Genomic DNA, 15,626 nt, shown 5'->3' on the forward strand with positions numbered 1-15,626 from the left:
ACCCCGCCTAAAAAAACCCCCCCCCACGGGTTTGGTGGCGTCACACACACCCCTTGGGTGATTTCCCCCCCCCGCGATGGGGCCATTACATCCGACAGCGATGCCGGATGAGGATCAGTCTTCGCGTTTAACCACCAGCGTCAGAATGTCATAACTGGCCACCAGCTCGCCCAGCTGGTTGGTGACTTCCACGTCCCATGCCACCACCCCTTGCGGAACGCCCTGCGGGCTTTTCTTGCCCTGGTCGATCTTGCGTTTGCAGGTCAGGCGGGCCTGGATGGTGTCGCCGATGCCCACCGGGTTGATGAAGCGCAGGGTGTCGAGGCCGTAGTTGGCCAGGACCGGACCCACGCCAGGGGATACGAACAGGCCGGCCGCCGCCGATAGTACGAAGTAACCGTGGGCGATGCGCTTGCCGAATTGCGATTCCTTGGCTGCGATGTCGTCGAAGTGCATGTAGAAGTGGTCGCCCGACAGGCAACCGAAGTTCACCAGGTCAGCCTCGGTGACGGTACGACGGTGGGTCAGCAGCGACTCGCCGATCTGCAGGTCCTGGAAGTAGCGACGGAACGGGTGCACTTCGGTTTCGATGACCTTGGCGCCGCGTACGTATTCGCCGGTAACTGCCGCCAGCATGGTTGGCGAGCCTTGTACCGCGGCGCGTTGCAGGTAGTGTTTCACCGCACGCAGGCCACCGAGTTCTTCACCGCCACCGGCACGACCCGGACCGCCGTGCTTGAGTTGCGGCAGCGGCGAGCCGTGGCCGGTGGATTCGCCGGCGCAGGTGCGGTCCAGTATGTGCAGGCGACCGTGCAGGGCAGCGGCGACCGGAACGACTTTGGCGGCGATTTGCGGATCCTTGGTCACCAGGCTGGCCACCAGGCTGCCTTTGCCGCGAGCGGCCAGGGCCAGGGCTTCGTCGATGTCGTCATAGGCCATCAGGGTGCTGACCGGACCGAACGCTTCGATGTCGTGAGCACCGCCTTCAGCGTGCGGGTCGCGAGCCTGCAACAGGGTCGGGGCGAAGAACGCGCCCTTGTCGACGTTTTCGCCGCGAGGGTTGAAACCATCACGGGCACCGAACAGCAGGTCGCTGCTCTGCAACAGCATTTCCAGGCGCTCGGCCACGTCTTTCTGTTGATCGTGGGACGCCAGTGCGCCCATGCGCACGCCTTCCACCGATGGATCGCCGACCACGACTTTGGCCAGGCGATCACGCAGGCGCGTGGCCACAGCATCGATGTGTTTGGCCGGGACGATGGCGCGACGGATGGCGGTGCATTTCTGCCCAGCCTTGGTGGTCATTTCCTTGGCGACTTCCTTGACGAACAGGTCGAATTCTTCGTCGTCCGGAGTCACGTCCGGAGCGAGGATCGCGCAGTTCAGCGAGTCGGCTTCGGCGGTGAACGGCACCGAGTTGCGGATCAGGTTCGGGTTGACCCGCAGCTTGGCGGCTGTGTCGGCGGAACCGGTGAAGGTCACCACGTCCTGGCCTTGCAGGCGGTCCAGCAAGTCGCCGGTGCCGCCGATGATCAGCTGCAGGCTGCCCGCTGGCAGGAGGCCGGATTCGTCCATCAGGCGCACCACGGCTTCGGTCAGGTAGCTGGTGGCGCTGGCTGGCTTGACGATGCACGGCATGCCCGCGAGGAAGCTCGGTGCGAATTTTTCCAGCATGCCCCAGATCGGGAAGTTGAAGGCGTTGATGTGCACGGCCACGCCGCCGCGAGGCACCAGGATGTGGGTACCGGCGAAGGAGCCCATCTTGCTCAGCTGCATGGCCGGGCCTTCGTGGACCACGTTGCCCGATGGCAGCTCGCGCGAGCCGAGGCTGGCGTAGGTGAACAGCGTGCTGTTGCCGCCTTCGATGTCGATCCAGCTGTCGGCACGGGTCGCGCCGCTGTGGTGGGAGATCGCGTAGAGCTGTTCCTTGCGTTCGGCCAGGTACAGGGCCAGGGCTTTGAGGCGCTGGGCGCGTTGCTGGAAGTCTAGGGCCATCAAGCCGCTGACGCCTTGGCGACGACCGTGTTCGATGGCTTCGGCGAAGTCCGGACGCTCTTCATGAGTGCAGGCGATTTCATGGCCGTCGATGGCGCTGCGCAGGATTTGCGCGCCTTGTTGGCCGATCCAGCGGCCGGCGATGAAGCTTTGCAGGGTAGGTGTATGAGACATCAGGATTGCTCCGGGTTTGGTCAGTGTCAGGCGCGGCCATGGCCGCGCCGTTCAATAGGTTGATCAGTGCTGGCTGGCGCCCGAGGCGCCGATGCCGGTCATGGAACGGATGAACTGCGCCAGGTAACGGCCGCGCTCAAGGGCGGCGCGTGGCGAACGGTCGGTGACGGAAAACAGCCAGGCGCTGAAGAAGGCCAGGCTCATGGAAAACAGTGCCGGGTTGGAATACGGGAACAGCGCCTTGTCGTGGTGCATGACGTTGACCCATACCGCCGGGCTCAATACCAGCAGGACAATCGCCGAGACCAGTCCCGCCAGGCTGCCCAGCACCGCGCCGCGTGTGGTCAGGCCTTTCCAGTACATCGAAAGGAACAGCACCGGGAAATTCACCGACGCCGCGATGGCCAGCACCAGTCCCGAGAGGAACGCAATGTTCTGCGATTCGAACAGCAGGCCGAGGATGATCGCCAGCACGCCGATGCACAGCGTGGCGATCCGCGACACGCGCATCTCCTGTTGTTCGCTGGCCTGACCCTTGCGGATCACACAGGCATACAGGTCGTGGGACACCGCCGAGGCGCCGGACAGCGCCAGCCCGGCCACCACTGCCAGAATGGTGGCGAAGGCCACCGCCGAAATGAAACCGAGGAACAGGTTGCCACCCACCGCTTGGGCGAGGTGAACGGCGACCATGTTGCCGCCGCCGATGATCGCGCCCGCCGCGTCACGGTACGCCGGATCGGTGCCGACCATGACGATGGCGCCGAAGCCGACGATGATCAGCAGCAGGTAGAAGTAGCCGATGAAACCGGTGGCGTAGAACACGCTTTTACGCGCTTCCTTGGCGTCGCTGACGGTGAAGAAGCGCATCAGGATGTGCGGCAGGCCGGCGGTGCCGAACATCATGCCCAGCCCCAGGGAAATCGCGTCGATCGGGTTGGACAGCAAGCCACCCGGCGCCATGATCGCGCTGCCCTTGGCGTGCACGGCGGTAGCGCCGGCGAACATCGCCTCGGTGCTGAAACCGAAATACTTGAGCACCATGAAGGCCATGAAGCTGGTACCGAATAGCAGCATCACCGCCTTGATGATCTGCACCCAGGTGGTGGCGAGCATGCCGCCGAAGGTCACGTAGAACACCATCAGTACACCGACCAGCATCACCGCATACAGATAGTCGATGCCGAACAGCAATTCGATCAGCTTGCCGGCACCGACCATCTGCGCCACCAGGTACATCAGGGCCACGGTCAGGGTGCCGAAGGCCGAGGTCAGGCGTACCGGGGTCTGTTCCAGGCGATAGGACACCACATCGGCGAAGGTGTATTTGCCCAGGTTGCGCAGGCGCTCGGCGATCAGGAACAGGATGATTGGCCAGCCGGCCAGTACGCCCAAGGCATAGAGCAATCCGTCGTAGCCATTGAGGAACATCATCGCGGAAATGCCGAGGAAAGACGCCGCCGAGATCATGTCGCCGGCAATCGCCAAGCCGTTCTGGAAACCGCTCATGCCACCGCCGGCGGTGTAGAAGTCACTGGCCGAGCGGGTGCGCAGGGCAGCCCAGCGGGTTACGCCGAGGGTGAACAGCACGAACACCAGGAACATGCCGATGGCGTTCCAGTTCAGTGGTCGAGACGCACCGTCGGCCGCCACCGCAAGGTCGGTGACCACCGCCAGCGGCAACAGAAACAACGCAAGCAGGCGACTCATAGGGCGCACTCCTGCTTGAGTTTGTCGTTCAGCGGGTCGATCACGTTGTTGGCGCGATAGACATAGAAACCGGTCAATGCAAAAGCCAGTACCACCATCACCACACCCACCAGCATGCCCACGGTGGTCACGCCGCCGCTCAGGGACTGGCCGAGGGTTGCCGGGGAGAACGCCACCAACAGGACAAAGCCGAAATAGATCACCAGCATGATCAGCGACAGCGACCAGTAAAGTTTCTGCTTGCGGCGTACCAGCTGGATGAAATCGGGGTGCTGACGGATCAGTTCTATGTCTTGGGGGGTCATGGGGGTGTCCTTTGTTGTTTTTGTTGTGGCCCCTGTAGGAGCGAGCATGCTCGCGATGGTCGTCAACGATGACGCGGGGTGCCTGATACCCCGCGGCGATCTCCGGTTCATCGCGAGCATGCTCGCTCCTACAAGGGATGGTGCAGGTGTTTTCAGAGCTGATCGAAGTCCAGCACCACCTTGTCGCTGACCGGGAAGGCTTGGCACGACAGGACGTAGCCGGCGGCGACTTCGTAGTCTTCCAGGGCGTGGTTGCTGTCCATATCCACTTCGCCTTCGATGACCTTGCACTTGCAGGTCGAGCACACGCCGGCCTTGCACGAGTACGGCAGTTCGGCGCCCACGGCGTTGCCGGCGTCGAGGATGCTCTGGCTGTTGCGCGGCAGGTCGAAGGCCAGGGCGCGGCCGTCGCTGATCACGGTGATGTGGCTGACCGCCGAATCCACTTGCCGGGCGGCTTCGCGGGCTTCGCGTTTCTGCTGGCTGCCGGCGGCGGCGAACAGTTCGAAGTGAATGCGCTCAGGGGCCATGCCCTTGGCCTTGAGGCTGTCGCGCACGGTTTCGGTCATTTCCTGCGGGCCGCAGATGAAGGCGGCGTCGAGGGCTTTCACGTCCAGCCAGCGGCTGAACAGCTGCTCGCATTTCTCGGCGTTGATGCGGCCGTTGTACAGGTCGACGTCCTGCTGCTCGCGGCTGAACACGAAGATCAGGTTCAGGCGTTGCAGGTAGCGATTCTTCAGGTCTTCCAGCTGTTCGCGGAACAACGCGCCGGAGCTGGAGCGGTTGCCGTACAGCAGGGTGACGCGGCTATGGGGCTCGGTTTCCAGGGTGGTCTTGATGATCGACAGGATCGGCGTGATGCCGCTGCCGGCTGCCACCGCCAGGTACTGGCCGTGGCGAGCCGGGTCGAGTTCCACGCTGAAGTGTCCGGCTGGCGGCATCACTTCCAGAACATGCCCAGCCTTGAGGTGTTCGTTGGCGAACGCGGAGAAACGCCCACCGGCCACGCGTTTGATGGCTACGCGTAGTTCACCGTCGTTGACACCGGTGCAGATCGAGTAGGAGCGACGCACTTCCTCGCCATCCATTTGGGTGCGCATCACCAGGTGCTGGCCCTGGGTAAAGTGGAAGCTGTCTTGCAGGTCCTGCGGAATCTCGAAGGCGATGGACACCGCGTCACGGGTCTCGGTGCGCACGTCCTTGATGGTCAGGCTGTGAAATTTGCTCATTGTTGTTCTCCAGCTGGACGGCGATCGCCGCTCAGATGCACTTGAAATAGTCGAACGGTTCCCGGCAATCGACGCAGCGATACAGCGCCTTGCACGCGGTGGAGCCGAACTCGCTGAGGACTTCGGTGTGGACGCTGCCGCATTGCGGGCAGGCGATCACCGGGCTTTCACCGAGCAGGCTGCGTTTACTGGTGCTGCCATCGGGAGGTGCAATGCCGTAAGCGCGCAGGCGCTCGCGGCCGCTGTCGCTGATCCAGTCGGTGGTCCAGGCCGGGGTCAGGCGGCGCTCCAGGTTCGGCGCGCGAAAACCGGCCTGCTCCAGTGCGTCGCGAATATCGCCCTCGATCACTTCGGTGGCCGGGCAGCCGGAGTAGGTCGGCGTGACCACCACGTGCAAGTGACCGGCCTGCCAGTCCAGATCGCGGACGATGCCCAGGTCCACCACGCTGACCACCGGCACTTCCGGATCCATTACCTCAGCCAGGACCGCCCAGGCGGTAGCCAGGTCGGTCGGTTGTGCCGGCCGGGCGCCGAGGTCGCTGACAATCAGATCACCAGGTTGCATCGGGGTACGCTCGTGGCAGGAACTGCATCTCGGCCAGCAAGATGCCGAGGTGTTCAGTGTGCAGTCCCTTGCGCGCGTTCAGGTAGAAGTGGCTTGCGGCAGCCGGCACCGGCAGGGTGGCGCTGGCGAAAATCGCGTCGACCTTGGCTTGCCATGCGCGAGTGACAGCGGCGATGTCCGGAGTGATGCCGGCTTCGCACAGGCGTTGTTCGCTGTCATCGGCGGCGATCAGTTCAACGGTGAAGCGCCAGACTTCCGGAATGGCCGCGAGCATGCGCTTGTGGCTTTCCTCGGTGCCGTCACCCAGACGCTCGACCCACTCGCCGGAGCGGCGCAGGTGATAGGTGACTTCCTTCACGGCCTTGGCGGCGATCCCGGCGATACGCTCATCGCTGGACTGGCTCAGGCCCTGCAACACTGGCAGGTGCCAGGCGTCGTACAGGAACTGCTTGAGCATGGTCACCGCGAAGTCGCCGTTGGGTTGTTCCACCAGCAGCAGGTTGCGATAGGCGCGCTCATCGCGACGGAAGGCCAGGTCATCGGCGTCACGGCCGTCGTCCAGCAGCTCGGCGGCGTAGTCCAGCCAGTTGCGGGCCTGGCCGACGAGGTCGAGGCCGACGTTCATCAACGCCAGTTCTTCTTCCAGTGCCGGGGCCTTGCCGCACCACTGGCACAGACGCTGGCCCTGGATCAGGGCGCTGTCGCCCAGGCGCAGCAGGTATTCGATCAGATCGGTCTTGTTAGTCATGGTCGATCTCACATGTGCCCGACTTCGGCCGGCAGCTCGTAGAAGCTGGCGTGGCGGTAAACCTTGTCGTCCGACGGATCGAACAGCGGGTCTTTTTCATCCGGCGACGAAGCGGTGATCAACGCCGAAGGCACGACCCACAGGCTCACGCCTTCGCTGCGACGGGTGTAGAGCTCGCGCGCGTTCTCGATGGCCATGGTGGCGTCGGCGGCATGCACGCTGCCGACGTGTTTGTGGTTCAGGCCGTGCTTGCTGCGCACGAAAACTTCGAAGAGGGTCCACTGGGACATTTCAATTACTCCACATCAGGTCGCCGAATCAGGCGGCGTTCTTGTTTTGTTTTTTGCGGGCGTGGGCGACAGCGGCTTCGCGGACCCAGGCACCGTCTTCGATCGCCTTGCGGCGGGTGGCGACGCGTTCCTGGTTGCACGGGCCGTTGCCCTTGAGCACTTCGTAGAATTCGTCCCACTGGATCTCGCCGAAATCGTAGTGGCCGCGTTCGGCGTTCCACTTCAGGTCCGGGTCAGGGCAGGTGCAGCCCAACAGCTCCAGTTGCGGGATGGTCTGGTCGATGAAGCGCTGGCGCAGTTCGTCGTTGCTCTGGCGCTTGATCTTCCAGGCCATGGATTGCGCGCTGTTCGGCGAGTGTTCGTCGCTCGGGCCGAACATCATCAGTGCTGGCCACCACAGGCGGTTGATCGCGTCCTGGACCATGTCCTTCTGGGCCTGGTTACCGTGGCGCATCATGGTCAGCAGGATTTCGTAGCCCTGGCGCTGGTGGAAGCTTTCTTCCTTGCAGATGCGGATCATTGCCCGCGAATAAGGGCCGTAGGAGGTGCGCTGCAGCACCACCTGGTTAACGATCGCCGCACCGTCTACCAGCCAGCCCACCGCGCCCATGTCGGCCCAGTTCAGCGTCGGGTAATTGAAGATGCTCGAGTACTTGGCCTTGCCGCTGTGCAGCTTGTCGATTTCTGTATCGCGATCGGCGCCCAGGGTTTCCATGGCGCTGTACAGGTACAGGCCATGACCGGCTTCGTCCTGGATCTTGGCCATCAATTGCAGTTTGCGTTTGAGCGTTGGCGCGCGGGTGACCCAGTTGCCTTCGGGCAGCATGCCGACGATTTCGGAGTGGGCGTGCTGGGAAATCTGCCGGATCAGGGTTTGCCGGTAAGCATCTGGCATCCAATTCTTGGCTTCGATCTTGATTTCTGAATCGATTTTTTCCTGGAAAGCGCGTTCCTCGCCGGACATCTCCGACAGGTCTTTTATGCGCTTTACGCCTGTTTCTACTAGCTGTGCGTACATGTGGGTCTCCGGCCTCTTTTTGTTCAGGGGCATTTCGCGGGCATGGAGAACTTTATAAGCGATACAGAAATTAATATCAAACGGAAAATATCGTGTCGCATGTATTTTTGTATCGCTTTGGATGAATGGTTGGCTTTGAGACGGGCCAAAGCAGAGCAGGCCTGGCAAAGATTCCCCTGTGGGAGCGAGCCTGCTCGCGAACTGGCCTGGTCGGCCGACATTTGCACTGAATGACACGCCGCATTCGCGAGCAGGCTCGCTCCCACAATTGGATTGGGTACATCCCCCATCGCAGGTAAGCCGGTTCCCGCAAGAGTGGTGTTGAAAAGGCAAAAAAAAGCCCCGCGTCAGCGGGGCTCAAAGGGGTGCAGCAGTCATGCTTTAGGGCGGTTGTCCACAACGTGGCTGGCCTTGCCCTCGGAACGTTTGATCGAATGGAACGGCCGCAGGACGATCTTCGTGCTGATCCCGATGTAGGTCTTGATGTGCTTGCTCAACTCACCGCAAACCGCCTTTTGCTGGTCGTCGGTCAGGTGCTGGTGCTCGGCCTTGAGCTCAACATGCACGTCGACGCTGTCCAGGTTGCCATTGCGATACAGATGAATCTCGTAGCACTCGGCCAGTTGTTTGACTTTCAGCACCTGCTCTTCGATCTGCGTCGGGAATACGTTAACGCCACGGATGATCAGCATGTCGTCGCTGCGTCCGGTGATTTTGTCGATGCGGCGCATCGGGCGCGCGGTGCCCGGCAGCAGGCGCGTCAGGTCGCGGGTGCGGTAGCGGATCATCGGCAGGGCTTCTTTGCTCAGGGAGGTGAACACCAGTTCACCCATCTGGCCGTCCGGCAGCACTTCGCCAGTCACCGGGTCGATGATTTCCGGGTAGAAGTGGTCTTCCCAGATGGTCGGGCCGTCCTTGGTTTCGGCGCATTCCATGGCCACGCCCGGGCCCATGATTTCCGAGAGGCCATAGATGTCCAGGGCAGTGATGCCCAGGCGCTGCTCGATGGCGCTGCGCAGTTCGGCGGTCCACGGCTCGGCGCCGAAGATGCCCAGGCGCAGGGCCAGTTTGTGCGGGTCGATGCCCTGACGCTCGATTTCATCGGCGATGTTGAGCATGTAGGACGGCGTGACCATGATGATGTCCGGCTGGAAATCCTTGATCAGTTGCACTTGTTTTTCAGTCTGGCCACCGGACATCGGGATCACGGTGCAGCCCAGGCGCTCGGCGCCATAGTGCGCACCCAAACCGCCGGTGAACAGGCCGTAGCCGTAGGAAATGTGCACCTTGTCGCCACGACGACCGCCGGCTGCGCGAATCGAACGGGCCACGACGTTGGCCCAGGTGTCGATGTCATTCTGGGTGTAGCCGACCACGGTCGGTTTGCCGGTGGTGCCGCTGGAGGCGTGCAGGCGCACCACATCGCTCATCGGCACGGCGAACATGCCGTAGGGGTAGTTGTCGCGCAGGTCGGCCTTGGTGGTGAACGGGAACTTCGCCAGGTCTTCCAGCGACTTGATGTCGTCCGGGTGTACACCCAGCTCATCGAAGCGCTGACGGTACACCGGCACGTTCTGGTAGGCGTGTTTAAGGCTCCAACGCAAGCGATCGAGCTGGTGTTGACGCAGTTCGTCGATGCTGGCGGTTTCCATCGGGTCCAGTGCAGGGCCAAGCGTGGATTGGGAAATTGGCATGTTCATGGTTTCACTCGAATTGTTTTTGTGTTCAAGCCCCTGCACGCGGGGGCTTTGAGTGCATGACCCAAGGATACCTCTGGTCTCCTTGGGAATCGCGGTTCTTTAGTGGGATAGACGCTCGATGACCAGCGCGATCCCTTGGCCGACGCCGATGCACATGGTGCACAGGGCGTAGCGGCCATTACGTTCTTCCAGCTCGTGCAGGGCGGTGGTCACCAGACGCGCGCCGCTCATGCCCAGCGGATGGCCAAGGGCGATGGCGCCGCCGTTGGGGTTGACCCGCGGGTCGGTGTCGCTCAAGCCCAACTCGCGCAATACCGCCAAACCCTGTGCGGCGAAGGCTTCGTTGAGCTCGATCACGTCCATGTCCGCCAGGCTCAGGTTGGCCAGTTCCAGCACCTTGCGGGTGGCCGGCACCGGGCCGATGCCCATGATCCGTGGTTCAACGCCGGCGGTGGCCATCGCCACCACGCGGCCACGGGCAGTCAGGCCATGGCGTTGGGCGACTTCGGGGCTGGCCAGCAGCAGGGCGCAGGCACCGTCGTTGACGCCCGAGGCGTTGCCGGCGGTGACGCTGCCGCCTTCGCGGAACGGTGTGCCGAGCTTGGCAAGCTGTTCAAGGGTGGTATCGCCGCGCGGGTGTTCATCGTGCTCGACGATCTTGGCCGGGCCTTTGCGCTGCGGGATTTCCACCGCGACGATTTCCTTGGCCAGGCGTCCGTTGGCCTGGGCGGCGGCAGCGCGTTGCTGGCTGCGCAGGGCGAAGGCGTCCTGGTCTGCGCGGGAAATGTTGAACTGCTCGGCGACGTTTTCCGCGGTTTCCGGCATCGAATCAATGCCGAAGCCTTTTTTCATCAGCGGATTGACGAAGCGCCAGCCGATGGTGGTGTCGAAGATTTCCGCCTGGCGGGAAAACGCCTGCTCGGCCTTGCCCATTACCAGCGGAGCGCGGGACATGGATTCCACGCCGCCCACCAGCATCAAACCGGCCTCGCCACTGCGGATCGCACGGGCGGCGGTGCCGACTGCATCCAGCCCGGAGCCGCACAGGCGGTTGAGGGTGGTGCCCGGTACGCTGACCGGCAAGCCGGCCAACAGCGCCGACATGCGCGCCACGTTGCGGTTGTCTTCGCCGGCCTGGTTGGCGCAGCCGTAGATCACGTCGTCGACGCTGCTCCAGTCCACTTGTGGGTGGCGGCGTTGCAGTTCACGCAGCGGCACTGCGCCGAGGTCGTCGGCGCGCACGCTGCTCAGGACTCCGGCGTAGCGGCCGATGGGCGTGCGTACCGCGTCGATAATCAGGGCGTCATTCATTCGGGGTCTCCTGCGCCAGCACCGGGCCGCGCACTTTGTAGGATTTGCCGTGGAACAGGGCGATCAACTGGCCCTGCTGGTTTTCAATGCGTACGTCGTAGTTGCCGGTGCGGCCCGAGCGGCTTTGCTCGATGCAGTCGGCACTCAAGGTGTCGCCGAGGCGGGCCGGGGCGACGTAGTCGATGCTGCAACCGATGGCTACGGTGGCTTCGTTGTAGCTGTTGCAGGCGAAAGCGAACGCCGAATCGGCGAGGGCGAACAGGTAGCCGCCGTGGCAGGTACCGTGGCCCTGGACCATGTCGGCGCGCACGGTCATGCCCACACGAGCCGTGCCTGGGCCGGCGGACAGCAGGCGCATGCCCATGGCCTGGCTGGCGGCGTCGCGCTGGAACAGCGATTGCGCACACTCGCTGGCCAGGGTCATCGCTTCATGGTTAGTCATGGAAGTTTCTCCCTTCGGCGACGCGGCGACGCAGCAGCAGCGATGGCCGGTAACGTTCTTCACCGTAAGCGGCTTGCAAGTTGTCCAGCACGGCCAGCACATGCGGCAGGCCAACGGCGTCGGCCCAGGCCAGCGGGCCTTGCGGGTAGTTGACCCCGGCGCGCATCGCCAGATCGATATCGGCGGCCGAGGCCACGCCTTGCAGCAGCGCGTCGGCGGCTTCGTTGGCGAGCATCGCCACGGTGCGCAGTACCGCGAGCGCCGGGCTGTCATTGAGCAGGCTGACCTTGAGGCCGGCCTGTTGCAGCAGGGCAACGCCTTGTTCGAGGGCCAGCGGATCGATGCCCGCCGCGTAACTGATGGCGATGCGTTTGGCAGTGGCGTAATCGCCTGCCAGATCCAGCAAGATCAGGTTGCGCAGGCCGTCTTCCCTGGCGCGCTGGCAGCCCATGCGGCCGTCGCTCAGGGCCAGCACCGCGTCACCGACCCGCAACAGGCCACGGCCGTCGCGTTGGATGACGTTGACGCCCTGTTCGCGCAGGCGTGGCAGCAAGCCTTGGGCAATACCCAAGTCGCCTTCAACGACGCAGGCCTCGACGCTGGCGCTGCTGGTGATTTCAGCCGCTTGTGGGCGTTCGGCGCCTTGGGCGTAGCTGTAGAAACCCTGTCCGCTCTTACGACCGAAACGGCCGCCGTCCACCAGTTCTTTCTGGATCAGCGAAGGCTGGAAGCGGGTGTCCTGGTAATAGGCGTCGAACACCGAGCAGGTCACGGCATAGTTGACGTCATGACCGATCAGGTCAGTCAGCTCGAAGGCACCCATAGCGAAGCCACCGGCCTCGCGCATCAACGCATCCAGGGTCGGGCAATCGGCGGCGTCTTCCTGCAACAGACGCAAGCTTTCGGCGTAGAACGGCCGGGCCACGCGGTTGACGATGAAGCCGGGGGTGGAGCGGGTGTGCACCGGTTTCTTGCCCCAGGCCTTGGCGGTGTCGTACAGGCACTCGGCGAGGGCCGGATCGCTGGCAAGGCCCGAGACGATTTCCACCAGCGCCATGACCGGCGCCGGGTTGAAGAAGTGCAGGCCCAGCAGGCGCTGCGGGCGCTTCAATTGCGCGGCGATGCTGGTGATCGACAGCGACGAGGTGTTGCTGGCGAGGATGCAGTGATCGCCGCAGATGTCTTCCAGCTGGCGGAACAGCGCGCGCTTGACCTCAAGGTTCTCGACGATGGCTTCGATGATCAGATCGCAATCGGCCAGGGCTTCGATCGCATCCACCGCTTGCAGGCGAGCGATGGTTGCGGTGCGCGATTCGGCGGACAGCTTGCCGTTCTCGACCCGCTTGCCCAGTTGCTTATCAATGCCTTCGATGGCTTGTGCGGCGGCGCCAGGACGATTGTCCAGCAGCAACACCGAATGGCCGGCCTGTGCCGCGACCTGGGCAATGCCGGCACCCATGGCACCGGCGCCAATCACGGCGACGCGTTCGTTTTTATTCAATGCGCTCATGACTCAGCGTCCCTTGAAGCTTGGGGTGCGTTTTTCCATGAAGGCGCTGACGCCTTCGCGGTAGTCCTCGCTGCGCCCGGCCAGGCGTTGCAGGTCGCGCTCCAGTTCCAGCTGTTCGTCGAAGCTGTTGCTCATGCTCGCATTCAGGCTGCGCTTGATCAGGGCCAGGCCATAGGTCGGCTGGGTGGCCAGGTGTTGCGCCAGTTTCAGCGCTTCGTCGCGCAGATCGGCGTCGTCCACGCAGCGGTAGATCAGGCCCCATTGCTCGGCCTGTTCGGCGGTCAGGCGGTTGCCGAGCAAGGCCAGGGCCTTGGCGCGGGCCATGCCCACCAGGCGCGGCAGGGTCCAGGTACCGCCAGAGTCCGGGATCAGACCGATTTTGCAGAAAGCCTGGATGAAGCTGGCCGAACGTGCGGCAAGCACCAGGTCGCAGGCCAGGGGAATATTGGCGCCAGCGCCGGCAGCCACACCGTTGACCGCGCAGATCACCGGCATCGGCAGGTCGCGCAGTTGGCGGATCATCGGGTTGTAGAACTTCTCGATGGACTCGCCCAGGTCCGGCACGGCGGCGCCCGGCGCGACGTTGCGGTCGCTCAGGTCTTGGCCTGCGCAGAAGCCACGGCCTTCACCGGTCAGCAGCAGGACGCGCACGTCCGGGTTCTGCCGCACTTGTTTGAGCGCTTCCTTCACTTCGCCGTGCATCTGGGTGTTGAAGCTGTTGAGCTGGTCCGGACGATTGAGACTCAGCAGGGCGACGCCGGCGTCGATGGAAAACAGGATGTGTTCGAAGTTCATGGTCTTGGCGCTCTTTGAGAGATCGTTCGAATTCGGTGATTACTGGCCGGTGAAAGTCGGCGTGCGCTTTTCCTGGAACGCCGCGATGCCTTCATTACGGTCGCGGGTGCCGGCCAGCACGGTGAAGGCGTGGCGCTCAAAACGCAGGCCGCTGGCCAGGTCCGTGTCCATGGCCTTGAGCAGGGCTTCCTTGGCCAGGCGTACCGCCAGCGGTGCCTTGGCGGCGATCTGGCGGGCGACCTCGAGGGCGCGTTCGACGGTGAATTCCGGCTGCGTGATTTCGCTGACCAGGCCGGCGCGCTGGGCCTGGCGCGCATCGATCGGCTCGCCGGTCAGCACCATCTGCATGGCCATTGATTTGCCGACGGCGCGCAGCAGGCGTTGGGTGCCACCGGCGCCGGGCATGATGCCGAGGTTGATTTCCGGCTGGCCGAAACGGGCGTCCTCACCAGCAATGATGATGTCGGCGTGCATCGCCAGTTCGCAGCCACCGCCCAGGGCGAAGCCATTGACGGCGGCGATCAGCGGTTTGCTGAAGCGGGTGATGGCCTGCCACGAAGCCTGGCGCGGGTCGTCGAGGATGCCGACCAGGTCCCGCTCGGCCATTTCCTTGATGTCGGCGCCGGCGGCGAAGGCCTTGCGGCTGCCGGTGATGACCACGGCGCGGGTGTCGGGATCGGCTTGGGCGGCGGCGAGTTCGTCCGCCAGTTCGCCCAGCAATTGGGTGTTCAGGGCATTCAGCGCTTGCGGGCGCTGCAGGGTAATCAGGCGCACGCCAGTCTCGAGCGTTTCGACGGTCAGGGTTTGAGGCACGGCGGTTGCCCTCACGGTGTATGCACGGCGGTGGTGCGACTTGTTATTGGATCGGCCGTGGGGCCGGTTTTGCCGGAGTATACCTACAATGTGATACGCAAAATCAACTCATAAAACGTTTTAATGTGTCCTATTGTCGGATTCTGTATTTCAAACAGCTGACTGAATTGGGGCGGCTGTTTAGCTGTTGAGCCCGATTTTATTGGTCTTTATCGCTATTTGTTGGTGTGGAATACAGTCCGTCAGTTGGCACTCTTCAAGTGATACGCTTTTTAGTCTTTGTGCTGGTAAAAGCGATGTGATACAAAATGAGTCAAATTCGGCATCGCTTTGTGAAGGAACCTGCCAATGACTTGCTACAGCCTCGATGGCTTGACCCCGGTGATCGACCCCACTGCTTATGTGCACCCGACGGCGGTCCTGATCGGTGACGTCATCATCGGCCCGCATTGCTACGTCGGGCCGTTGGCGAGCTTGCGCGGTGACTTCGGGCGGATCGTGCTGGAGGAGGGCGCCAACCTGCAGGACACCTGTGTGATGCACGGCTTCCCGGACAGCGACACCGTGGTCGAGCGCAACGGCCACATCGGCCATGGCGCAGTGCTGCACGGTTGCCGCATCGGCGCAGACGCGCTGGTGGGCATGAATGCGGTGGTCATGGACAACGCGCGCATCGGAGCGCGGTCCTTCGTGTCGGCGGCGGCGTTCGTCAAGGCGGGTTTCGAATGCCCCGAGCAGTCGCTGGTCATGGGCGCGCCGGCCGTCGTCAAACGCACCCTCAGCGATCAGGAAGTGGCGTGGAAACAGGCGGGTACCCGTGAGTATCAGGAGTTGGCCAAGCGTTGCCTGACGCAGATGCAGGAGTGTGAACCGTTGACCGAGGCGGAAGCGGATCGGCCGCGGATCAGTGACAGTGGGTTGCGGCCAAAGGGTAATGGTGTATGAACACAGATCCCTTGTGGGAGCGAGCCTGCTCGCGAATGCAGTCTGACATTCAACATTGATGGTGACTGACCAACCG

At 63.2% G+C, this 15,626-nt stretch carries 15 protein-coding genes; 1 reads left to right on the top strand and 14 read right to left on the bottom strand.

Translation table 11 applies throughout. The features are described from left to right. Positions 1–114: 114 nt before the first annotated feature. The 14 genes from paaZ to paaF all read right to left on the bottom strand — a co-directional run bounded on the left by paaZ (position 115) and on the right by paaF (position 14,605). Positions 115–2,169 (bottom strand): phenylacetic acid degradation bifunctional protein PaaZ, encoded by a 2,055-nt coding sequence (gene paaZ, locus ACSFE6_RS27600; RefSeq protein ID WP_435430566.1) that lies wholly within the window; start codon positions 2,167–2,169, stop codon positions 115–117. A gap of 63 nt (positions 2,170–2,232) precedes the next feature. Next, positions 2,233–3,879, bottom strand: coding sequence for a cation acetate symporter (locus ACSFE6_RS27605; RefSeq protein WP_435430567.1), 1,647 nt, complete (start codon positions 3,877–3,879; stop codon positions 2,233–2,235). Further along, complete coding sequence (locus tag ACSFE6_RS27610; protein ID WP_435430568.1) at positions 3,876–4,184, bottom strand: DUF485 domain-containing protein; 309 nt, start codon at positions 4,182–4,184, stop codon at positions 3,876–3,878. Before ACSFE6_RS27610 ends, ACSFE6_RS27605 begins: the two co-directional genes overlap by 4 nt. A 152-nt stretch (positions 4,185–4,336) precedes the next feature. Further along, a complete protein-coding gene (gene paaE / locus ACSFE6_RS27615) occupies positions 4,337–5,413 on the bottom strand; it encodes a 1,2-phenylacetyl-CoA epoxidase subunit PaaE (RefSeq protein ID WP_435430569.1) in 1,077 nt (358 codons plus the stop codon). Between the two features lie 31 nt (positions 5,414–5,444). Then, positions 5,445–5,978, bottom strand: coding sequence for a 1,2-phenylacetyl-CoA epoxidase subunit PaaD (gene paaD / locus ACSFE6_RS27620; protein ID WP_435430570.1), 534 nt, complete (start codon positions 5,976–5,978; stop codon positions 5,445–5,447). Beyond that, positions 5,965–6,726 (bottom strand): 1,2-phenylacetyl-CoA epoxidase subunit PaaC, encoded by a 762-nt coding sequence (gene paaC, locus ACSFE6_RS27625; RefSeq protein WP_435430571.1) that lies wholly within the window; start codon positions 6,724–6,726, stop codon positions 5,965–5,967. Before paaC ends, paaD begins: the two co-directional genes overlap by 14 nt. Positions 6,727–6,734: 8 nt before the next feature. Beyond that, positions 6,735–7,016, bottom strand: a complete 282-nt coding sequence (gene paaB, locus ACSFE6_RS27630; protein ID WP_435430572.1) for a 1,2-phenylacetyl-CoA epoxidase subunit PaaB — start codon at positions 7,014–7,016, stop codon at positions 6,735–6,737. Positions 7,017–7,044: 28 nt separating this feature from the next. Continuing rightward, positions 7,045–8,034 (bottom strand): 1,2-phenylacetyl-CoA epoxidase subunit PaaA, encoded by a 990-nt coding sequence (gene paaA, locus ACSFE6_RS27635; protein ID WP_435430573.1) that lies wholly within the window; start codon positions 8,032–8,034, stop codon positions 7,045–7,047. A 374-nt stretch (positions 8,035–8,408) separates the two neighbouring features. Beyond that, positions 8,409–9,734 carry a phenylacetate--CoA ligase PaaK gene (gene paaK, locus ACSFE6_RS27640; protein WP_435430574.1) on the bottom strand — a complete coding sequence of 442 codons (1,326 nt, stop codon included), beginning with the start codon at positions 9,732–9,734 and terminating at the stop codon, positions 8,409–8,411. Positions 9,735–9,833: 99 nt separating this feature from the next. Further along, positions 9,834–11,045, bottom strand: coding sequence for a 3-oxoadipyl-CoA thiolase (gene pcaF / locus ACSFE6_RS27645; protein ID WP_435430575.1), 1,212 nt, complete (start codon positions 11,043–11,045; stop codon positions 9,834–9,836). Further along, positions 11,038–11,487, bottom strand: a complete 450-nt coding sequence (gene paaI, locus ACSFE6_RS27650) for a hydroxyphenylacetyl-CoA thioesterase PaaI (RefSeq protein WP_110964025.1) — start codon at positions 11,485–11,487, stop codon at positions 11,038–11,040. The genes pcaF and paaI overlap by 8 nt, the downstream gene beginning before the upstream one ends. Next, a complete protein-coding gene (gene paaH / locus ACSFE6_RS27655; protein ID WP_435430576.1) occupies positions 11,480–12,997 on the bottom strand; it encodes a 3-hydroxyacyl-CoA dehydrogenase PaaH in 1,518 nt (505 codons plus the stop codon). The genes paaI and paaH overlap by 8 nt, the downstream gene beginning before the upstream one ends. A 3-nt stretch (positions 12,998–13,000) precedes the next feature. After that, positions 13,001–13,792, bottom strand: coding sequence for a 2-(1,2-epoxy-1,2-dihydrophenyl)acetyl-CoA isomerase PaaG (paaG, locus tag ACSFE6_RS27660; protein ID WP_435430577.1), 792 nt, complete (start codon positions 13,790–13,792; stop codon positions 13,001–13,003). Positions 13,793–13,831: 39 nt separating this feature from the next. Then, the gene (paaF, locus tag ACSFE6_RS27665) at positions 13,832–14,605 is read right to left on the bottom strand and encodes a 2,3-dehydroadipyl-CoA hydratase PaaF (RefSeq protein ID WP_435430578.1); all 774 of its coding nucleotides are present in this window, start codon (positions 14,603–14,605) and stop codon (positions 13,832–13,834) included. A gap of 348 nt (positions 14,606–14,953) precedes the next feature. On the opposite strand from paaF, the gene paaY reads away from it, so the two are divergent. Continuing rightward, positions 14,954–15,550 (top strand): phenylacetic acid degradation protein PaaY, encoded by a 597-nt coding sequence (gene paaY, locus ACSFE6_RS27670; protein ID WP_435430579.1) that lies wholly within the window; start codon positions 14,954–14,956, stop codon positions 15,548–15,550. Positions 15,551–15,626 lie beyond the last annotated feature (76 nt).

It is taken from the genome of Pseudomonas baetica (assembly GCF_051216495.1).
Taxonomy (GTDB): Bacteria; Pseudomonadota; Gammaproteobacteria; order Pseudomonadales; family Pseudomonadaceae; genus Aquipseudomonas; species Aquipseudomonas baetica_B.